Origin of the sequence: Micromonospora maris AB-18-032 (assembly GCF_000204155.1) — a bacterium.
Lineage (GTDB): Bacteria > Actinomycetota > Actinomycetes > Mycobacteriales > Micromonosporaceae > Micromonospora > Micromonospora gifhornensis.
Map to the genome: position 1 here is coordinate 3,803,074 of NC_015434.1, position 20,261 is coordinate 3,823,334.

Sequence of the window (20,261 nt, forward strand, 5' to 3'; positions counted from 1 at the left end):
TGGGCCGGCAGTCATCAGCGGGGGCCGAAGACCGTACCCAGCTTGGGCAGCCGCGCGTTGTCCAGCTCCCACTGCAGCACGGTATCGAGCGTGTCGAGTGCCCGCCCCTCGACCGTGGCCTTCGTGCTCTGCACGCCGTCGACCACCTCGGGCAGGGCCGCCACCACCGCTGCGGTGGCGGTCCGGATGGGCTCTTCGGCCCCGTCGGCCACGGCCCGGATCAGGTCCACCACCGGACTGCGGGCGGTGCCCGCGTACCGCCCGGCGATCCGCTCCAGGCCGGCCGGCATTCCGGCCCCCGCCTCCCGCGTGGCCGCGGACAGCCCGGCGAGGAGGAACTCGACCAGTTCGCTGCGGCCCACGGCGAGACCGGGCAGCACCGCCGCGACCGCGGCCCGGGTCGCTGTCTCCGCAGGCGTCTCGGCGCCGCCGTCTTCCGGGGCGTCCGCCTGGTAGGCCAACCGCCGCCGACCCGCGGTGCTCATCTGGAACAGCACCATGAGCGTCATCGCCCGGTAGAAGTCGCTCACCCCGTCGGCACCCGCCAGCGCGGCCAGCAGCGGCACAGCGCCCGGGGTGGCGGGCACCACCGAGCCCTGCGGGAACGCGTCGTTCGCGATCGCCGCGATCAGGTCGCCCACACCGTCGAAGGTCCGGCCCTCGAAGGGCACCACCTCGACGGCCGCACGAAGATCGGCGGCAGGACGACGGAAACCACCGCACCTGAGTCCAGGAGGCGCGGGCAGAGACGGCGCGGCGGCCGTCTGCCCGCCGACGAGCTCCGCGCGGATCCGGTCGGCCTCGGCCCGGTCGAGCTCGTACGCGAGGCCCTCCCGGGAGAAGCGCTCGATCGCCTTGTCCGGAAACTGGCCGCACGCCGAGTTGACCTGCCCGCCGTACTTCCGGGCAATGGCCGCAACAGCCTTCTTCTCGGCCGGTGAGACCTCCAGCAGACCCTCGTAGGGCGGGTCCACAGCCAGCGAGTGGGCTCGCCACCAGCCGGCGAAGCGATCCTCCAGCGGGTCGGTCGGCACCTCCCGTACCGCGACCAGCAGGTGGCCGCGCTCGGCCAGCTTCTCGGCGACGGCGTAGGCCGAAACCTCATCCGGCACCGACACGACGAAGCGCATCTCACGAATCACGGCGGCATGCTATCGACGATGGGTCGGGCTGCCCGGCCCCGCAAGCGCCGGGGCAGCGCCCATCTCCACAACATCATCCCTCGCGAGGTGACGCCAGCACCGTTGTCCGGCAACACCTTCACCGAGTTGCGAGACATACGTCAGGGACTTCCGTTCGCGGTCGGGGCTGTCGTGGATGTCGTGTGGCCAGACGATGATCGCCAGCCGTTGACCATGTCGTGGATGATCGTCCGAGTCGCCGGATACAGGGAGCGGTAGGCTGTATAGCCGCGATGGTAGGCGGCGGCAGTGGATGGGTCTGGTTCGACCCTTGCGGCCCACCGTGTCCAGTCGTCAGCACGATCAACCAGCCCGACGGCGAGGCCGGCAAGGTATGCGTCACCGTAGCTGGCTCCGATCGTCTGCTCGGGGATCAGCTGTGTTTGGCCGGTGACATCGGAGACGATCCGGGTCCACAGTGGGCGGGCTCCGCCGCCGACCGCGATGACCCGCTGCGGTGGTGTCAACGCACCGCTCATCTCGTCGAGGTGGTGGCGTATCGCGTACGCGGTCCCTTCCAGCACCGCTCGATAGAGGTGCCCACGGCCGTGGTCGAGGGTCAGTCCGGCGACGAGACCGCGTGCCTTTTCGTCGAACAACGGGGTCCGTTCACCGGCGAAGTACGGCAGTACCACCAGGGCGTCGGCGCCGGCGGGGACGACGGCGGCCTCGGCGGCTAGCTGCTCGTAGCTGGTGCCGCCGACCAGCTCGCGTAGCCACTCGACCACTGCACCCGAGGTGGCGGTGCCACCCGCCACGCAGAAGCTGCCCGGATACTGAGGGCCTCGCTGGCGGAGATGTTCCGGGCGGACCGCCCGGGCCAGCTGCAGAAGGACGAGGCACCGGCTACCGGACGCGCGTGCGAGGTGGGACGGCAACCGACGAGGACCGACCTGGGCTTCGCCCTGTGACGGCGGTCGAGGATCCGGACTGCCGCGTACCGCTCGGGATGGTCACGGTGTTGTCAGCGGGCACGCCAGTAGGCGAGCGCCTCCACCTTCTCCTTGTCGACGCCGAGCCGTCGTCTCAGGTGCTTGACGATGCTGCGGGTGCTGGCCGCCTCGCAGGTCACCCAGTACAGGGCTTCGTCGTCGGCGGCACTGAGGGCCGCGGTGACGGTGTCCACCAGGTGGCTGCCGTTGTCGCGTCGCGGCACCCAGACCGCCTCGTCGTGCGGGCGGGTATGCAGCGACAGGACCTGCTCGCCTTCGTGGGCGTACTCGAGCCAGGCCGTGGCCGACGCGGGTCCGGCGGCGTCGAGCAGGCTGTTGATCGCCGGCAGTGATGCCGCGTCGCCGACCAGGTAGAGGCGGGCGGGCGCCGGATCGGGGAGGGTGAACGAGCTACCCTGCACGGTCGCCTCGATGGTGTCTCCCGGCCGGGCCGACATCGCCCAGCGGGCCGCGCAGCCGTCGTGCAGGGCGAATACGAGATAGAAGTGTCCGCTGTCCGCGTCCGGATCGACCAGTGTGTACGCCCGCTGGTGCGAGCGGCCCTCGTTGTTGAACCACAGGCGGATCCACATCGTGGGGTGCACGCCGCAGGTCTGCAGCAGGTCACCTCCGTCGATGAGCAGTCGTTGGTAGTGGTCACCGACCGGCTCGTTGTCCAGGACGGTGAGCTGGAAGCTTCGGCCCCCGAACGCCTTCAGTACGAGCGCTTCCCAGTTCCGCTTCACGTGGTTCTCCCCTGTCGATGCGGTCGAATGACGATGGTGGCGACCGGCGACACCCGTACCGGTCGGGATCGGGCGACCATTCGCGCGGGCCGAGGCTCCAGGGGCAGACTCATGGCGTGCGGGTCAGCGGTAGCGCCCGCACCAGCATCCGGTGCGGACGCCAGCCGGGGAACGGGACGAGGTCACCGACGTGGCGGAATCCGGTCCGTTGCAGCGCGTGCCATACCCGGGTGTTGGTCTCGGCGACCGCGAGGCAGACTCGTTCCTCACCTCGCCGCGTCAGCAACTCCGTGGTCATCCGGATACCGAGGCGGTGCCGGCGGAATTCGGGCAGCACGAACGCCTCGCACACGGCGAAGGTACGGCCGGGCCACTCCACTGCGAGGTCAGGGTCGTCGGCTGCGGTCAGGTCGCGCCACCACAGGGTCTCCGGTGGTAATGGGCAACCCGCAACCGCCCCGACGAGGTAACCGTCGACGTACCCGAGAGCGGCCTCGAAACCGGGAGCGTCAACGGTCCACTGGAGGCGCTCCTCCACCGTCGGCGCACGATGGTCGACCAGGTGTAGGTCGTGGGCGTGCACTCGGCGGTAGACCTCGGCGAGGGTCTCGACCTTGACCTGGTTGGTGATGTCGACGGTGCTACCGACACCGTCGATCGTCGTGATCGCAGCACGCGACGACATCCGACCTCCGCACAAGTTTGGTTAGGCTAACCTAACAACGCTTCGGGTGCCTGGCAAGATCTGCGCACCAGTTCACTAATCACGATCAGGACGTCATTGAGCGTTTCCCAACTGGGTTTGCGTTGGGAGAGGGTGGGCTCGGGCGCCCCGCTGTTGGGTCGGGTTGAGGCTCCCGGTAGGACAGCGGCCAAGAAGGATGCCCCCACCGGGAGCCTCGTTGCTGTCTTACCCTGCCTCAATCCCACCTGCCCAACGGCGACACCTTCACCCGCCTCGCCTCCGGCTTCGGTATCGGTGTCGGTGTCGCCACCGCCTGGCGCTACGTCCGCGAGGCAATCACGTTGCTGGCCGCGACCGCCGACGACCTCACCGTGGCCATGACCCGGATCCGCGGCTGTCCCGGAGGCGGCCGGCTGCGCCGCCGGCCACGCCGAGGACACCCTATTTCGCGCCAACCGTCACCGCAGCGACTTGAATAGCGGTGTGCAGGTCAGCAAGGACGGACGGAACTGGCGGATCGGCACCGCCGCCGACGTGGAGTGGATCGCCGGTCACACCACTGCCGGCATCTCGATCACCACCGCCATCCCGCCGATTTTCGACGCCTACGCCACCACCCACCAGGCCGACGACGTCACCGTCGCCGCCTATGAACACGCCTTGGTCGAGGGCCTCATCACGCAGACCCCCGACCAGCCCTGGTGGCTGGCTTACCTCGACACCGGCGCCCACGACATCGTCTTTCCCCGCGCCCCCAGGGTGTCGCTCTACTGGAACTGGTCTTACGTGCTGGTCGAGGCCGGACCCGAGCAGGCCCTCACCTGGCGGACCGGTCACATGCGCCACGGCCGCGGATCGCTACCCGACCTGTTCTTCCCCGCCGATCGATCATGGCTGGTCTCCGCACTCTGGGACGACACCTGGACCTGCGTCGGCGGCCCGGAACCGCTGATCAACGCCCTCCACCGCGACCCCCTGGCCAACGCCCGCCGGGTCCGACCCAACGAAGACGCGCTGCCACCGGGACTCACCCGCGAGTGACACCCAACGCCTGACCCGGTCGCGCCACCCCAGACGGCACCCGGGGCGAGTGGATGTCCCACACCCCAGGGCCGGCACCCGGCCGTAGCCGATCGGAGAGGTCGTCGAGAACCTCCATCGTCGACCGAGACGCCTCGATGCTGGTGACGTCGGCGACGAGGGTGGGTGTGGATCTGGGTGCCGTCGGCGGCGGTTGCTTACCGGATGCCGTGCCACTGTGGTCGCCGCAGTGAAGGGGGTGGGGGATGGTGCCGCCCGGAGCAGGCGGGGTTGGGATCAACCGCGGCTGGGGGAGCCAAAGGCGACTTCGTCGCGCCGTCGTCCTCCTGGTGGCGATTCATCGTCCGAGCGGCCATGGCATGCGGTACGTGTGGCGCGAGCTACGCGCAGTCGTGGTGGCGGAAATCAAGCTGCGGCCCGGGGGCAGATCATGGGGTGCAGCAGCCGGGACAGCTCGGCCACATCGGCCACGGGCCGGTCGAAGGCGAGCCGTGTACGCCTGGTCGCGCCGGGTTTGCCGTACGCCACCAGCAGTCCGTACCGGTCGATCCGGACCACCCGGGGTGACTCGCCCCCGGTCAGTGTCAGGCGCCGTCGTAGGTATCCGGCTACCTGCTCGGTGTGGTGGTCGGTGAGATCGGCCAGCAACTCCGCCTCGACCGGATGCAGTGGGTCGGGCTCAGCCTCCGCGTACGCCTCGGGGTCGATTCGGCGGACCTCGCCGCCACGTTCCCAGCGTGCCTCGGCCACCTCGAACCGATGCAGGTGGAACCGGACGCCGACGTCGAGCAGGTCGGTGGTCGGCTGGGTGGTCGCGAAGTCGATGGCGGCGCGGCGCGCCTCCTCCCCGTCGAGCCGCTGGGCCCAACCAGAGATCCAGGCCCGGCCGAGCGAGGGCGCGCCGGCGGCCGGCGGCAGGTCGAGGACGTCGAGCACGGTGGCGACGTCGGTGTCCCCGGCCGGCGGCACCAGCGCCATGGCGAGGTCGCTGACGACCGGCACCAGCAGCAGCACTCGCCCGTCGGGGTCGGTGGCGTGTCGGACCTGGTGCGGGCCGGCGTGCCGGGCCAGGTGGACGAGGGCGGGCAGCTGGCCCGCGACAAGGGTGCGCACGATCTCCGCCGGGCTGGGCCGCATAACCCCGACCTCCTCAAGATAGGTTAGGCTTACCTAAGTAACAGGCTAGACCATCCGATCGGAGACGTCGACGTGAACCACCCACGCCCCAAGGCCCGACTCTCCCGCGCCCTCGGCATCCCACTGACCCGCAAGTGCGTGCGGTACGTCGAGCGGCGTCCCTACCCGCCGGGCGTGCACGGGCGCAGCCGGCGCAAGACCTCCGACTACCAGGTGCGGCTGCTGGAGAAGCAGCGGTTGCGCCACCAGTACAACGTCAGCGAGGCCCAGCTGCGCCGGACGTTCGACGAGGCCGCCCGCCGCACAGGGAAGACCGGCGAGTCACTGGTCACGCTCCTGGAACAGCGCCTCGATGCGGTGGTGCTGCGGGCCGGAATGGCCCGCAGCATCTACCAGGCACGCCAACTTGTCGGGCACGGCCACTTCACCGTCGACGGGCGCAAGGTCGACCGCCCGTCCTACCGGCTGCGGCCGGGCCAGGTAGTCGCGGTGCGCCAGCGCAGCCAAGCCCTGCCACCGTTTCAACTCGCCGCCGCCGGCGCCCACGCCGAGGAGCAGCCCCGGCCGTACCTGTCCGTGGACCTCAGCGGGCTGCGCGCCACGCTGCTGCGTGAGCCGGCCCGCCGCGAGGTGCCGGTGGTCTGCGACGAGCAGCTCGTGGTGGAGTACTACTCCCGCTGACGGGATGAGCCCTTGGGCGGCAGCGGAGCCCGGTTAGGACGTTGCCGCCCTTGAGGGTGACGACGGCAGTGCGACAAGCCCGCCCACCACGGTCCGATCCGACCCGGGTTCGTCGTCCTTCGAGGTTGTGAGTCGAGGAGCGGGGCTTGAAGCCGCCGTTCGGAGTGAGTGTGCCGGCCGGCGGTTCTGCCCTATTCGCCCTTACACGGCAGCTCAGATCACTACCGTTAACCGAGATCGGCAGCTCCGGGGGGGTATGGGGGCGTTGGCGCACGAGGTGGTCGAGCTGCGGGTGCATGGGGTCTCCGGCACCTCCGCCGAGGCGCTGCTGGATCATCCTGTGGTGACCCGGGTGGCAGGCGACGACCACGCCGGCTTCTATCGGCCCCGCCCGAGGTTCGGGATCAGCGACCGCCCGGAGTGCCTGCGGGTGGAGGCGTATCGCTGGGGTGCGCTGACTGCGGGCAGCGCGGTGCGCACCCTGTCACTGCTGTTTCTCCTCCCTTTTATGTTGATCAATCTCGCTGTGTGGGCACGACCGCCGACTGGCGGCGATGGTGGGATCATCGGGCCGGTCTGCCGGTTGATCGCCGCCACCCTGACCGCCGCTTTCGTCCTGTCGGTCGTCGGGGCGACCGTCGACATCGTGGGGTGGCAGTGCACTCCCTACGAATCCTGCCTGCGGGGCCGTGGCTACCTGGCGTGGCTGGCAGAGTTGCCGCTGGGGCCGCGTCTGGCGCTGCTGGCGTTACTGCCGGTCGCCGCCCTGCGATTGCTCTGGTGGCTCGGGAAACGTTCGGCCCGGGTGTTCGAGGCGTTCCCTGCCGCACGCGGGCAGGATCATGGCGAGGAGCGGATCGACCGGCCCGGCTTCTGGGACGACGCCCTCGTCGTACGGCGACTACGGGTCATCCACGTCGCGGTCGGCCTCGGCACCCTCGACGTCATGCTGTTAGGGGCGAAGATCCAACGCTACTCCCACCCCATCGCGTACGTCCTGTTCATCGCAGCCTGGGGCCTGCTGGCCGCCTGCGCCGTCCTACTCGTCCGACCGGCTCGCCGCAGCGAGGACGGGTCGCAACGAGGGCCGGCCGACCTGCGCGGCATCCGCACACTGCAGATCGCGGCCACCACCCTCACGGTGCTGGCGATCGCCTACACCGCCGTACCTCAGTCCTCACAGCTGCCGCAGGGCCAACTGCCGGGGTACGAAGGTGCTGTCGCCGCCCTGGTCGCGGTACAGGCTGCCTTGCTGGCCGTACTCACCGCCGCCACGCTCGCGCAGCGGCGACGCGCTCACCACATCGCCTCGCCCTGGCTCAGCGGACTGGCCTCCCCGGTCCTCGCCGCCGCAGCGGTCGCCGCCGCGTACGGCTTCTCCGCCGCCCTGGTCTACCGGGTCGCCGACTTCCTCGACCGGGGTGACATCCCGAATCCGGTCCGACCCAGCAAGCCCGGTGCGCCTCTGCTGGAGCCACCCGTCTCCTACCGTTGGGCGGCACTGGCCGGGCTGGTCGCGGTCCTGGTCGTCGCGGCCACGATTTTCTGGCAGCTGCTGGCGACCCGGCGCCGACGCGCGCGGATGGCCGAGGCCATCGTCCGGCGGGATTTCCCCGATGTGCCGCCGGAGGCGCTGCCCCGCCGCGACGACGTCCGGACGGCCGTCGCCCGAGCCGCGATACCCGAACAGCTCAACCCAGCTGTCATCGTCTTCCTCGTGCTGTCGCTGCTCGGCGTCACGACGACCGCCCTCGACGTCGCCGGTCTGGGCCCGTCCGACCTGAGCGCCAGGTTCGCCCACACCGGCAGCGCTGCTGCTACTGCGCTGGCGCTCGCAACCGATGTCGGAATGTACGTCATCGGCCTGATCGGGCTCGGCATCCTGGTCCTCGGGCTGCTGTCCTACCGGTCCGAAGGCACCCGGCGCACGGTGGCGGTGATCTGGGACCTGGGGACGTTCTGGCCGCGTACCGTGCATCCCTTCGCGCCGCCCTGCTACGCCGAGCGGGCGGTACCAGAACTCGCGAAGCGGATCACCGCGCTGACCACCCGGGGTGCGGTGATCCTGTCCGGGCACAGCCACGGCTCGGTCCTCGCCGCCGCCACGCTGCTTCAGCTACCAGCCGACGTGCGGTCCCGCGTGGCGCTGTTGACCCACGGCAGCCCTCTGCACCGGCTCTACGCCCGGCTCTGCCCTGCCTTCCTCGGTGACCCGACCTTGTACGAGTTGGGAAGCCGGATCGGCTGGCGGTGGGTGAACCTGTGGCGCGACACCGACCCGATCGGCGGACCCATCTTCTCGGCGCACCGGCCCGGCGAGCCGCCACTGCCGGGGCCAGCCGGCACGGTCGACCGGAGGCTACGCGATCCACACGCGGTCGTCGCCGCCCCAGACGACACCGTCCCACCACCGATCGCGCGGCACTGGCCCTACCACACCGACCGCACCTATGAAGCGGCCGTACGCGAACTGGCAGACCGTCTCAACCCAGGCCAATGCCACCCGGGCAACGAACATTGACCAAACAAGCACATATTAAGCTGCCGTGCCCTCTGGTCGGTGCGATTCGGCGTGCCGCCCCTGGCTGACCGCCGCGACGACGCTCGCGGTGTTCCTGGCCTACGCCAGCCCGGCCGGTCGGGCGTTGATCGACCGGGAGTTGTAGCCGGTTTCCCGTCGCCCAGGGCCAGGCGGATGGCGAGTGTGACGACTGTCGCACCGAATCGGGACCCGATTCGGGTAAGCCCGTCGTCATACCGGTTGTGAGAGCAAGCATGGATGCCGCCGACGAGGGGGAACTCGTACGCCGTGTCGCCCGCGGAGATCGGCAGGCGTTCGACGAGCTGTACCGGCGTACGGCACCGTGGCTGGAGGTGCGGTTGCGCCGCCGGTGCGCGGACCCGGACCTGGTCGCCGAGGTGCTTCAGGACACCTACCTCGCGGTCTGGCGAGCGGCGGGCAGCTTCGCCGGTGCCCAGCCCAGGGGAAGCGCGGTGGGGTGGCTGTGGACCATCGCCGCCCACCGTCTGGTCGACGCGTTCCGTCGCCGCGCGCGGAAGGCGCGGGTGCCGCAGGTGCAGCTCACGCCGAGTACGGCCCCGGCCGCCGAGGATGAGGTGATGGCCGCCCGGGTGGGGCAGGAGTTGGAGCAGGCCCTGCTCGTGCTGCCGCCCGAGGTCCGGGCCGCCCTGCGCGCCACGGTTCTCGACGGGCTCTCCGCGCGGGAGGCGTCGGTGCTGCTGGGCGTGCCGGAGAACACCGTCAAGTCTCGCGTACGCCGAGCCCGGATCGCCCTACGGGAGGCGCTGTCATGAACACCCACCCCAGCCTGACCCAGATCGACGGGTACGCCGCCGGGGATCCCGGCCTCGACGAGGCCGAGGTCTGGGCGGTCGAGGTGCACCTTGAGGACTGCGCCGACTGCCGTGCCAGGCTGGCCGCCAGCACCACCGCCGATGCCCGCTCCCTGATCGACCGGGTCGCGATGAACCTGGACCGTGAGCTTGCGCTGTCGCCGGTCCCCGCCGGCCGCATCCGGTCCTGGTCGGTGTTGCGGCAGCGCTGGTTCGTGGGCACGCTGCTGCCGTGGCTGGCGATGACCGCCGCGGTGCTGGCCTGCGCCGTGCTGCTCGGCGAGCTGTGGGTCGGGATGCCCTCGCTGGTGCTGCTGATCGCACCACTGGCTCCGTTACCCGGCGTCGCGGTCGCCTGGCACCGTCGGGCCGATCCGGCCTGGGAACTGATCGCCGCCACGCCCGCCGCCGGTCTGACCACGCTGCTGCGGCGAACGGCAGGGGTGTTGGCCTTCGTCATTCCGGCGCTCGCGGTGGCCGGTGCCCGCACCGGGGTGTCGTTGGCCCTGATGCTGGCGCCGTGCCTGGCCTTCACCGCCGCCACGCTGCTGCTGGGCACCCTGATCGGCGTACGCCGGGCCGCGCTCGGCCTGGTCGCGGCCTGGACGATCGTCGTGATCGCACCGAGCCTCGCCATCGCCCGGATTCCGGCAGTGCTGGCAATGGAGAGCGCCGGCATCTGGGCGGCGGCCGCGGTTGTGCTGACCGTCGCGGCCTTCTTCCGGGCCGACGGATTCCGGCGTCTCTCCCAACACGGCTAACGAAGAACGCTTCTGCTCATTTGCCACCGACGACCACCGAAAGAGTTGATGATGATGCGTGCCGTGAGTGCGGCCGAAACAGCCGCCACCGTCCATCCCTGGGCGATCCATGCGGAGGCGTTGCGGGTCCGGGCCGGGCGGCACCTGGCCGTCAACGGCCTCGACCTGGCCCTGTCCACCGGAGTGCACGGGCTGCTCGGCCCGAACGGTGCCGGAAAGACCACGCTGATCCGCGCCCTGGCAACTGTCCTGGCTCCGGCCGGTGGGCAGCTGACGCTGCTCGGGCGCTCGGTCGGTGGTCGCTCCGACCTGCGATCGGTGCGCCGCGCCCTGGGTTACCTGCCGCAGCATTTCGGCTTCTACCCGCGCTTCACCGTACGCGAGTTCGTCGGGTACATGGCCTGGCTGAAGGAGATGCACAAGGCCGACATCCCGGCGGCGGTGCAGCGAGCCGTCGACCGGGTCGGGCTGACCGCGAAGGCTGACGCCCGGATGAAGACCCTCTCCGGCGGCATGCTGCGCCGCGCCGGTATCGCCCAGGCCATCGTGAATGATCCGCAGCTCCTGCTGCTCGACGAGCCGACCGTCGGTCTCGACCCGGAACAGCGCCTCGACTTCCGGGAACTGCTGCGTGACCTCGGCACCGACAGCTGTGTCCTGGTCTCCACCCACCTGGTCGAGGACGTGGTGGCGGCCTGCACCGACGTCGTGGTGGTCAACGAGGGCCGGCTGGTGTGGCAGGGCACTCCCGATGCGCTCGCAGCACAGGGCGCTAAAGGTGACGCCGGCGACAGCCCGGCCGAGCGCGGCTACTCCGCTCTCCTGCGCCGGCAGCGGATGGAGGCCGCCCGATGAACATCCTCGGTCTGGAACTGCGTCGTTCTGCCGCGCCCGGTGCCGCACTGATCACGGTGATGATCGGGGCCGGCGCACTTTATGCGGCGACCGGCCGGTGGTCGAGTGGTTGGATGGCGCTGGCCATGACCATGCGGGAGTACCTGCTCCTGTTGTGGCCACTGGCGCTGGCCGCCGGCGCCTGGCAGGGCCGCCGGGAGCACCGGGCGAGAGTCGGCGAGCTGTTCGCCAGCACCGCCCGGCCCCGCGCCCAACGGATGCTGCCGATTCTCGGCGCGATGGCCGTCGCACTCGGGCTCGCGTACCTGCTGGTGACCGCAGCGGGCATCGCCTGGATCATCACCACCGCCCAGCACCGGCCGCTGCTGAACTTCATCGTCGTCACCGCTGTCGGTGCGCTGTCCCTGGTCGCCGCGGCGTGGCTCGGCCTGGGGATCGGGCGCATGCTGCCCGCCCTGGCGACCGCCCCGGCGTTGGGGGTGGCCGGCGTCCTGCTCATCTTCTTCAGCGTCGTCCGGTTTCCGGACTGGCTGGCTGCGGCGGTCTCCCCGGCGCACGGTTCGAGCCCGTTCCATGCGTACCAGACGATCGACAACCGGGTCAGTGGCACGCTTGCGATCTCGATGACCGCGCTCGCCCTCACCGGCCTGCTGCTGTTCGGGGCGGGCGGTTGGCGTGGCCGTACGGCGGCGTTGCTGCCGGCGGTGCTCGGGATCACCGCGGCGATCGCGGTCGTCCCGAGGGACCAGGACGTGCTCAACTGGCCGGTCGACCCGGTCGCGCGGCAACTGGTGTGTACTGACGACACCCCGACCGTGTGCGTCAGCCGGGTCCACGCCAACGTGCTCGACACCCTGACCCCGCTGGCCCGGGAAGGTCTGACGATGCTGGCGAAACTGCCGGACGCGCCGACGGCCGTACATGAGGACACCTTCTCGCACGTTCTCGGCGACGTCCGGTCGACCCAGGATGGCGTCGTCACGATCGAGATCGGGATCGACGGACGGGGCGGGCTCGCGCATCCGGCCGCCGTGGTTCCCGGGATTCTCAGGCGGCTGGGGGTCGAGTACGACGGAAACTGTCGTCAGGGTGATGAGGCGGTCGAGCGTGCGGCGGCCTACTGGCTGATGGGGCGCAAGCCGCGGTCGGACGTCGGACTGGTTCCCGGAATGATCTTCGAGGAGCCTGAGATCAACGCCGAAGCCGTCACCCTGTGGCAGGGCCTGCGTGAGCTACCCGACGCCGAGGCGCTGGCCCGGATCACGGCGGTCCGCGACGCCCTTCGGGCCTGCACGGACGTCAGCGGGCTGCTGTCCGGGGGTGCCCGGTGACCTTCGCGATCCTGTATCTGCGCTCCCGGCGCGTACCCCTGGCCCTGGCCGTGGCCCTCGGCGGCGCAGCGGTGATCTGGACGCTGTGGCTGGCCTTCGCCGCGAAGCCGGACATCCCCACGTACGTGGTCGCCATGACCATCCTGCTGATGGCCGCGGTGCTGTCGGCCACCCTCGCCGGGCCGGACGAGAACCTGGACCGGACCGCCTCGCTGCGCTGGCCCTGGCGGCGCGCCCTGCACCTGCTCGCCGGCCTGGGGGTGATCGTGATAGTCCAGATCGCTACCCTGCACACCGGAGCCCGGTTCGGCCCGGCCGCCCTGGTGCTCCGCGACGCCGCCGGTCTGATGGGGCTGACCGCCCTGTGCACGGCGGTGGTCGGCGCCGACCGGTCCTGGTTCCTGCCGCTGGGCTGGACCACCATCTCGGTCATGTACTCCCAGGAAGGCACCTGGGCAGCAGCGGCGACCTGGCAGGGTCAACTGCCCGGCAACAGACCCGCCGCGTTGACAGCCACGGCACTCGCCGTCGGCGGACTGATCGCCTACTCGCTCGCCGGGCCGGCCCGCAGGGAAGCCGCCGAGTACGTCAGGTGAGCAGCCCTCCCCGAGCCGGTCCGTGTGCTCCCAACCCGAGACCTGATGGCCCGGATCGAGCGGCACGAACAGAAGAACTCAACCCTCAACAACCTCCCGGCTGCGATCACCAACCTGCCGCATTGGCCTTGGCCGCATAACCCCCGAAGGATTTACCAACCCAAGCACTAAGCCTGACGCTGATTACTGTGGAATGACAGTACGTGTCCGAGGGGCGAGCTGAACCTCGACTACATGATCAGGGCTGTTGTTACCCTGCGGCTTGTGTTGATCGTTGATGGGTGCTGATAACGGGCTCCACCAACGGATCAGCCGCTTCGGCGGTTACCCCACTGGCGCGGGCTCTGGACCGAGCCCCGACCGCTGATGTGCTGGCCCTTTCCAAATGGTTGAGGCGAGGCGACCTTGCCTTTCGCGCGCCTGGCAGCCCGATTTGCGGGAACGGCAGGCTGGTCGGTCTCGGCCGTGGTGGAGGATTCGGTATCCGCCGCGTGGTCGTCCTGGACGGGCTCAGGCTCCGGCATCGGGTTCTCCCTGGATTGGTGGGGCGCCCTGCGGTCCATCGACAGCCGACGGACGCGGACTGCTCGACGCCGGGGTGGGCACCCTGACGATATCGCAAGGCCGAGCCCGTCCGATCGACGGTCTCTCAGCCTCGATCGGTTGCTCGCGTACCACTCGTCGTGATGCGCAGGGCCTCGTCGTCGCAGGAGCACGGCACGACCGTCCGGGACGCGACCACGACATCACCGTGGTGTGAGCGTGCGTGGAGGTTCCGTGCGGACCGCGTTCGAACCATACGTCACCCGGGTCGACGGCCGCCGGATCTAACGATGCGCCGAAGCTCCCGGGTGGTTGTCGTCCGACAGGTCGGATCCCGCACCCCTTCGGATGGCCCGGTCGTGTCCCGAGTGGACGGGACAACGGTCCCTGGTGTCTGGGTCCGCTGCACGAACAGACTCGCCCAGCACCGTCCGGCCAGCCACCGACAGGAGTTCCACCATGCCGCAGAGGTGTGCCGTCGTCATGCCCGACAGCACCCGCCCACCGGGCCGGGGTCCCACCGCAGCCACCGGGTCCACCTCGGACGTCCCGTCGCACCGCGCCGGTCGGTGCCACCCATGACCCGACCGGTACAGGCGATCCTCGTCCAACACGCGGTCGCACTGCTGCGCCCCCTCACCGACGCGGCCGGCGACACCCAGGCCCGCGACCGGCTGTTGCGCGGCATGGGCTGGGACCTCTCCACCCTCGCCGGCTTCGACCTTCCCGCGTTCGTCGACGCCCTGGTCCGCTGCCGGGACACCGTGGCCCGGGTCGCCGCCCGGATCGACGCGGGCCTCGACGACCTCGGTGATGCGGCGTGGTGTCTCACCGAGATCCGGACCGCCGTCACGGCCGTCGTGGACCTGTTCGACGGCTGGCGGCCCCCACCCGCCCCGGGTGCGCCGGGCCGACCCGCTCCCCCACACCAGGACGCCGACCCGTACCGGCTCTTCCTCACCGACCTGTTCGGTTATCTGCTCGACGCGCACCTGGCGCTCTACGCCCCGAACCTGCGGGTCGCGCTCGACGTGCTCGGTGTGCGCCGGCTGGTCACCGCCACGGCGCCCGTCACGATCGGCGGAAGGCAGGCCCGGGACCGGCGGGAACGGCCCTACTTCACGGTCGACCCGGTGGGCCGGCTGCTGGTCGACCCGGTGGGTGTGCTCCGGGACCGGTTGTTCGGACCCGAGGGCCCACCCACGCTGCCCGCCGAGATCGCCGACGCCCTCGGCGAACCGCTGGTTCGGTGGCTGACCGGCGTCGGCGTGCCTGCCTCGTACGGCACCCCGGGCGTCGACGCGGCCGAGTCCGGGCTCAGCCCGGCGCAGCGCGACGCCGCCCGGCGTCTGCTGCACCTGTCCTGGTCGGCGCCGGTCGGCGCACCCGACGAGACGGGCACCGACCCGGTCGGTGACCCGCTGGGACAGGCCACCCTGCACCTGGCCGCGGGACTGGCCCGGGACACCGCGCAGGACCCGCTCGACCCGCCGCTGGCCCTCGTGCTCGCACCCCAGGGAACCCTCGACGCCACGGTCGAGTACGGCCAGTGGACCCTGCAGAGTCGACTCACCGGCCTGGTCACCCCGGTCGTGGTCACCCGGGACGGCGTGCGGTTCCGGCCCGCCGACGGGTCCACCCCGCCCGCCGGGGCCGAGCTGACCGGCTCGGTCGAGCTGCGGTACGCCAGCCCCACCCCCGGCGAGCCGGCCCTGCGCCTCGGTGCCCCGGACGCGACCCGACTGGAGGTCGACCAGCTTCGGTTCACCGCGCAGGGCCGGCTCACCGCCACCGGACCCACCGGTGACCTCGTCCTCAGCCTGGACGGCGCCCGCCTGCTGATCGCACCAGGCGACGACGGGTTCCTCGCCGCGGTCCTGCCGCCCTACCCGATCCGGATCGACCTGGACGCCGGGCTGCGCTGGTCACCGGAGCACGGCCTGACCCTCACCGCCGGTGGTGGGCTGGAGCTGGCCCTGCCGGTCGGTGCCAGCTTCGGCCCGCTGCACGTGGAGCACGTCACCGCCGGGGTGCGGGCCGGCAGCACCGGGCTGCCCGGCGGCGGCACCACCGGCCCCGTCTCCACCGCCGGGGCCGAGGTGCGGTTGACCACCGACCTCACGGTACGGCTCGGGCCGGTCACCGCCTCGGCCACCGGTCTCGGGGTGCGGGCTGCGCTGACCCCCGCCGACGGTGCCGGCAGCCTCGGCCCGATCGACGTGGACCTGGCGTTCCTGCGGCCGTCCGGGATCGGGATCGCGGTCGACGCCGGAATCGTCACCGGCGGCGGGTTCCTGCTCGCCCAGGACGACGGCCGCTACGGCGGCGTCGTCCAGCTCAACTTCCTCGACCAGGCGCTGTCCGCGGTCGGTCTGCTCGACACCCGGATGCCGGACGGCTCCCCCGGCTTCTCCCTGCTCGTCCTCATCTCGGTGCGGTTTCCCCCGGTCCAGCTCGGGTTCGGTTTCGCGCTCACCGGGGTCGGCGGTCTGATCGGGGTCAACCGGGCGGTCCGGGCACAGGCGATGCGTGACGGGCTCGCCGACGGCGGGCTGGACGGCCTGCTCTTTCCCGCCGACCCGATCGGCAACGCCCCCCGCCTGATCCGGGACCTCGACCGGTTCTTCCCCACCACCGTCGGCCAGCACGTGGTCGGGCCGACGGTCGAACTCACCTGGGGCGCGCAGGGCCTGCTCACTGCCCGGCTGGGCCTCTTCGTGCAGTTCCCGACGCCGGTGCGGGTCGTGCTCGCCGGTCAACTACGGATCGCGCTGCCGCCCGGGCGCACCGAACCGGTGGCGCTGATCCAGGTGGATCTGGTGGGTACGCTCGACTTCGGCCAGCGGACGGTGGCGATCGACGGGGTGCTGCGCGACTCCCGGCTGGCCGGGTTCACCCTCACCGGGCGGATGGCCGTCCGCGCCAACTGGGGAGACCGACCGTCCTTCCTGGTCTCGATCGGCGGGTTCCACCCGCGTTATCCGCAGCCGGACACCGTGCCGGTGCTGTCCCGGCTGACCCTGTCGCTGGGCGACGGCAACCCCCGGCTGCGGCTGGCGTCGTACCTGGCGATCACCTCGAACACCGTCCAGTTCGGGGCCCGCCTCGACCTGTACGCCGGGATCTCGGTCCCGCTCGTCGGGACCTTCGCCATCGCCGCGGTGCTCAGCTTCGACGCGCTGATCGTGCTCGAACCGCTCTCCTTCGCCATCGACATCTACGCGATGGTCGCGCTCACCTGGAACGGTGACCCGGTCCTCGCGGTGGAACTCGCCGGCAGCCTCACCGGGCCCCGCCCCTGGCGGGCGGTGGGACGGGCCAGTTTCACCTTCCTCGGCCGGCACTCCATCCGCTTCGACGTCACCGTCGGCAGACGCGCCGTCAATCCCCCGCCGCTGCGGGTGAACCTCGCGGAGCGGATCCGCGCGGCCCTGGCCGATCCGGCGAACTGGACGGCCGAGCCCCCCACCGGGACCGGGCCGCTTGTCACCCTCGCCGAGTCGGCCATTGCCGGCACCGAGGTCCTGGTGCACCCGCTCGGGTCGCTGACGGTCCGGCAGAAGGTGGCCCCGCTGGAGGTGACCGTCGACCGGTACGGCACGGCGGCCCTCGCCGGAGACGTACGGCGGTTCACTCTCGGCGCCGTCACCCTCGACGGTGTCCCGGCCCGGTCGACGCCGGTCGACGACCTGTTCCCCCCGGCGGAGTACCTCGACCTGGACGACATGGAGAAGCTGTCCGCGCCCTCGTTCGAGCGGTGGCCGTCCGGCTTCCGCGTCGACGACTCGGCGCTGACCCTGCCCCCGGAGCCGGCCTGGCGCCTGGTCGCCGCCCGGACCGAGGACGAGGTGGTGACCCGTACTCCCGACAGCGGCAGCACCGGGCAGACCGTGACCCGGCCGATCCCGGACGACCGGATGAAGGTGCAGGCCGGGGCCGGCGCGGCGGCCGTCAACGGAGCCGGCGCGCAGGGCGTCCGAGCGTTCGCCGGACCCGCCGGCGACATCAGCCTGGCCGAGCCGCTGTACGCGGTGGTCACCGCCACCCCGCCCACCGACGGCGCGCTGGCGGTGCTCACCCCGGCCCGACCACCGGCCCGGTTCGCCCAGGCCCGGGAGGCGCTCGCCGCCCAGGGGGCCGGCGGGGTCCGCAAGCTCATCGAAAACGACGACGTCCCCCGGGAGTGACCGTGTCCTCGACCTACCATTTCCTGCCCTGGGCCAGGGAGGGCCTGGCCAACCGGCTCCGCGCGCCGGGCCCCCGTGAGGACCCGCGCCGCGGCCACGTCACCGTCACCGCGACCCTGAACGAGGAGTCCCTCGGCGACATCGCCGTCGCCACCCTCGGCCCCGGCGACGTCACGGGGCTCGCCCCGCACCAGATCCTCCGCACCGACCCGCCGCCCGACACCCTCGGCTTCGAGCCGGACCACTACCCCACCCTGGACCTCGACTCGCCGACCCTGCCCTGGCTGTTCACCCCGCTGCCCCCGACCGGCGACCGGCTCCCGCCGTGGCTCTGCCTGGTGGCGGTCCGCCAACAGCCCGGAGTCCGGCTGCGCACGGACGGGGTGCGCAACACCACCGTGCTGGAGATCCGCGCGCCCGCCGACGCCCGGCGGGAACTACCCGACCTCACCCACTCCTGGGCCTGGGCACACGTGCAACTGGTCGGCGCCCTCGCCACCGGCGAGTCCGCCGCCCAGGTGCTGCGCCAGGCGCCGGAGCGGACCGTCTCCCGGCTGATCTGCCCCACCCCGCTACGACCCGACGCCCGCTACCACGCCTGCCTCGTGCCGACCTTCGCCATCGGCCGGGCGGCCGGGCTGAACCTGCCGCTGCCCGAGGGGACCGGACCGGCCTGGCACGCCACCGACCAGGAGGTGACCCTGCCGGTCTACCACCACTGGGAGTTCAGCACCGGCACCGGTCACAGCTTCGCCGACCTGGTCCGGGCGCTGCGGTTCCGATCGGCTCCCGAGGGTGTCGGCCGGCGCCCCTTCGACCTGGCCGGCAGCGGGCTCACCGCCCCGACCGGGGCGGCGCCGCTGCCCCCGTTCGACGGCGCGCTGGTACGCCTCGGCAGCGGCCACACCGCCCCACCGGACTGGGTACGGCAGGCCCTCGCCCCGCTCGTCGGCACCGGGTCGGGCAGCGCCGCTCCCCTGTACGGCGGCGAGCACCTCGACCGGCGGACGGTATCGGTCGGCGACACCGGCTGGCTGGCCGAGCTGAACCTCGACCCCCGGTACCGGGGCGTCGCGGGGCTGGCCGCCGCGGTCGTCCGGGAGCGTCAGGAGGACCTGGTCGCGGCAGCCTGGCAGCAGGCCGGCGACGTCGGGCCGGTCAACCGGCTGCTGGCCACCAGCGACGTGGCGAACACCGTCAACGGCAGTCTGCACGCCCGCCGGCTCACCGGCCTGCCAGCCGACGGGCTGACCCTGACCCAACTGGCGGCGCCGCTGGGACGCACCGCCGGGGCAGCGGTGGTGACCACGACCGCGTACCGGCGGGTCAGCCGGCGGCGCGGCCCCATCGCCCGACGGGTCGCCGCACCGGCCCCGGTCACCGTCGCGCCGGCCGACGTGGCAGCCCTGACCCGCGCCCTCGAACCGGCCCGGACCGTCAAGCAGCGGGTGGACAGCCGGCTCAACGGGGCCACCGGCGCCGACCAGCCGGACCGGATCCGGGTGGCACCGACCTTCCCGACCCCGATGGTCGGCGAACTGGCCCGGCTCGCACCGCAGTTCCTGCTGCCCGGCGCGGACCGGATCCCGCCGGAAAGCGTGGTCGCGTTGGAGACCAACCCCCGCTTCGTCGCCGCCTTCCTCGCCGGGCTGACCACCGAACTCGCCAGCGAGCTGCGGTGGCGAGATTTTCCCCTGGCCGAACGGGCCACCCTGTTCCGGCATTTCTGGGACCAGCGCGGCCAGGGCGGCGACGGCACCGCCGACGTGCCGCCGATCGACAAGTGGCCGGCCGACCGACGGCTCGACCAGGTGGTCACCGGCGACGCCGCCCGTCTGGTCCTGGCGGTCCGTGGTGAACTGCTGCGCCGTCACCCGCGTACGGCCGTCTACGCGGTCCGCGCCGCCTCACGGACCGCCCCGGCGGACGAGGCCGGCACCGGCAACGTGGCGTACCCGATCTTCGGCGGCACCCTCGGCGCGGACCTGCGCTACTTCGGCTTCGACCTGACCGAGGAGCAGGCGACCGGGCTGACCGACCCCCCGGGCTGGTTCTTCGTCTTCGCCGAACAACCCACCGAGACCCGGTTCGGCCCGCCCCCCACCGGCGACCCCCTCGCCGGCGCCGGGGTGACCGCCGCCGAGGTCGCCCGCCGCACCCTGCGGCTGCCACTGCGGGTGCTGATCCACGCCGCCGACCTGCTCACCGCCGACTGAGGCCGGAGAACGAGA

General features: G+C 71.7%; 16 protein-coding genes and 1 pseudogene. 11 read left to right on the plus strand and 6 right to left on the minus strand.

The window, feature by feature from the left end:
• Positions 1-14: 14 nt before the first annotated feature.
• From VAB18032_RS16875 to VAB18032_RS16890, 4 genes are all read right to left on the minus strand, one after another.
• Positions 15-1,142 carry a hypothetical protein gene (locus VAB18032_RS16875; protein WP_148272295.1) on the minus strand — a complete coding sequence of 376 codons (1,128 nt, stop codon included), beginning with the start codon at positions 1,140-1,142 and terminating at the stop codon, positions 15-17.
• 140 nt (positions 1,143-1,282) lie between these two features.
• The gene (locus tag VAB18032_RS16880) at positions 1,283-2,059 is read right to left on the minus strand and encodes an FGGY-family carbohydrate kinase (RefSeq protein WP_081476139.1); all 777 of its coding nucleotides are present in this window, start codon (positions 2,057-2,059) and stop codon (positions 1,283-1,285) included.
• A gap of 86 nt (positions 2,060-2,145) precedes the next feature.
• Positions 2,146-2,859 (minus strand): siderophore-interacting protein, encoded by a 714-nt coding sequence (locus tag VAB18032_RS16885; RefSeq protein ID WP_013734084.1) that lies wholly within the window; start codon positions 2,857-2,859, stop codon positions 2,146-2,148.
• Positions 2,860-2,968: 109 nt separating this feature from the next.
• Positions 2,969-3,544, minus strand: a complete 576-nt coding sequence (locus VAB18032_RS16890; RefSeq protein WP_013734085.1) for a GNAT family N-acetyltransferase — start codon at positions 3,542-3,544, stop codon at positions 2,969-2,971.
• A 230-nt stretch (positions 3,545-3,774) separates the two neighbouring features.
• Here VAB18032_RS16890 and VAB18032_RS30800 point away from each other — a divergent pair.
• Positions 3,775-3,936: pseudogene (locus VAB18032_RS30800) on the plus strand (helix-turn-helix domain-containing protein); the annotation flags it as partial.
• Between the two features lie 91 nt (positions 3,937-4,027).
• Positions 4,028-4,585: a hypothetical protein gene (locus tag VAB18032_RS32340; protein WP_013734086.1), complete on the plus strand. Its 558-nt coding sequence runs from the start codon at positions 4,028-4,030 to the stop codon at positions 4,583-4,585.
• Here VAB18032_RS32340 and VAB18032_RS33550 read toward each other — a convergent pair.
• Both VAB18032_RS33550 and VAB18032_RS16900 read right to left on the minus strand, forming a co-directional pair.
• Positions 4,572-4,865 carry a hypothetical protein gene (locus tag VAB18032_RS33550; protein ID WP_198408910.1) on the minus strand — a complete coding sequence of 98 codons (294 nt, stop codon included), beginning with the start codon at positions 4,863-4,865 and terminating at the stop codon, positions 4,572-4,574. The two genes, VAB18032_RS32340 and VAB18032_RS33550, sit on opposite strands and share 14 nt — an antisense overlap.
• 125 nt (positions 4,866-4,990) lie before the next feature.
• Positions 4,991-5,722, minus strand: a complete 732-nt coding sequence (locus VAB18032_RS16900; protein ID WP_013734087.1) for a DUF2470 domain-containing protein — start codon at positions 5,720-5,722, stop codon at positions 4,991-4,993.
• A gap of 72 nt (positions 5,723-5,794) precedes the next feature.
• Between VAB18032_RS16900 and rpsD the strand changes: the two genes are divergently transcribed.
• The 9 genes from rpsD to VAB18032_RS16945 all read left to right on the plus strand — a co-directional run bounded on the left by rpsD (position 5,795) and on the right by VAB18032_RS16945 (position 20,246).
• The gene (gene rpsD / locus VAB18032_RS16905) at positions 5,795-6,403 is read left to right on the plus strand and encodes a 30S ribosomal protein S4 (RefSeq protein ID WP_013734088.1); all 609 of its coding nucleotides are present in this window, start codon (positions 5,795-5,797) and stop codon (positions 6,401-6,403) included.
• A gap of 256 nt (positions 6,404-6,659) precedes the next feature.
• Positions 6,660-8,924: a hypothetical protein gene (locus tag VAB18032_RS16910; RefSeq protein WP_013734089.1), complete on the plus strand. Its 2,265-nt coding sequence runs from the start codon at positions 6,660-6,662 to the stop codon at positions 8,922-8,924.
• A gap of 254 nt (positions 8,925-9,178) precedes the next feature.
• A complete protein-coding gene (locus VAB18032_RS16915) occupies positions 9,179-9,718 on the plus strand; it encodes an RNA polymerase sigma factor (protein WP_013734090.1) in 540 nt (179 codons plus the stop codon).
• Entirely contained in the window at positions 9,715-10,518 is an 804-nt protein-coding gene (locus VAB18032_RS16920; protein ID WP_013734091.1) for a zf-HC2 domain-containing protein, read from the plus strand. Before VAB18032_RS16915 ends, VAB18032_RS16920 begins: the two co-directional genes overlap by 4 nt.
• 51 nt (positions 10,519-10,569) lie before the next feature.
• The gene (locus VAB18032_RS16925; protein ID WP_043724659.1) at positions 10,570-11,373 is read left to right on the plus strand and encodes an ABC transporter ATP-binding protein; all 804 of its coding nucleotides are present in this window, start codon (positions 10,570-10,572) and stop codon (positions 11,371-11,373) included.
• A complete protein-coding gene (locus VAB18032_RS16930; RefSeq protein ID WP_013734093.1) occupies positions 11,370-12,704 on the plus strand; it encodes a hypothetical protein in 1,335 nt (444 codons plus the stop codon). Before VAB18032_RS16925 ends, VAB18032_RS16930 begins: the two co-directional genes overlap by 4 nt.
• Positions 12,701-13,300, plus strand: coding sequence for a hypothetical protein (locus tag VAB18032_RS16935; RefSeq protein ID WP_013734094.1), 600 nt, complete (start codon positions 12,701-12,703; stop codon positions 13,298-13,300). The genes VAB18032_RS16930 and VAB18032_RS16935 overlap by 4 nt, the downstream gene beginning before the upstream one ends.
• A gap of 1,121 nt (positions 13,301-14,421) precedes the next feature.
• Entirely contained in the window at positions 14,422-18,030 is a 3,609-nt protein-coding gene (locus VAB18032_RS16940) for a DUF6603 domain-containing protein (protein ID WP_013734095.1), read from the plus strand.
• 2 nt (positions 18,031-18,032) lie between these two features.
• Positions 18,033-20,246: a hypothetical protein gene (locus VAB18032_RS16945; RefSeq protein ID WP_148272296.1), complete on the plus strand. Its 2,214-nt coding sequence runs from the start codon at positions 18,033-18,035 to the stop codon at positions 20,244-20,246.
• The last annotated feature ends 15 nt before the right edge of the window (positions 20,247-20,261 follow it).

Coding starts and splice junctions, on each gene's coding strand:
- VAB18032_RS16890 (WP_013734085.1), bottom strand. CDS start 3,544: ATGTCGTCGCGTGCTGCGATCACGACGATCGACGGTGTCGGTAGCACC.
- VAB18032_RS16900 (WP_013734087.1), bottom strand. CDS start 5,722: ATGCGGCCCAGCCCGGCGGAGATCGTGCGCACCCTTGTCGCGGGCCAG.
- VAB18032_RS16910 (WP_013734089.1), top strand. CDS start 6,660: ATGGGGGCGTTGGCGCACGAGGTGGTCGAGCTGCGGGTGCATGGGGTC.
- VAB18032_RS16915 (WP_013734090.1), top strand. CDS start 9,179: ATGGATGCCGCCGACGAGGGGGAACTCGTACGCCGTGTCGCCCGCGGA.
- VAB18032_RS16920 (WP_013734091.1), top strand. CDS start 9,715: ATGAACACCCACCCCAGCCTGACCCAGATCGACGGGTACGCCGCCGGG.
- VAB18032_RS16925 (WP_043724659.1), top strand. CDS start 10,570: ATGATGCGTGCCGTGAGTGCGGCCGAAACAGCCGCCACCGTCCATCCC.
- VAB18032_RS16930 (WP_013734093.1), top strand. CDS start 11,370: ATGAACATCCTCGGTCTGGAACTGCGTCGTTCTGCCGCGCCCGGTGCC.
- VAB18032_RS16940 (WP_013734095.1), top strand. CDS start 14,422: ATGACCCGACCGGTACAGGCGATCCTCGTCCAACACGCGGTCGCACTG.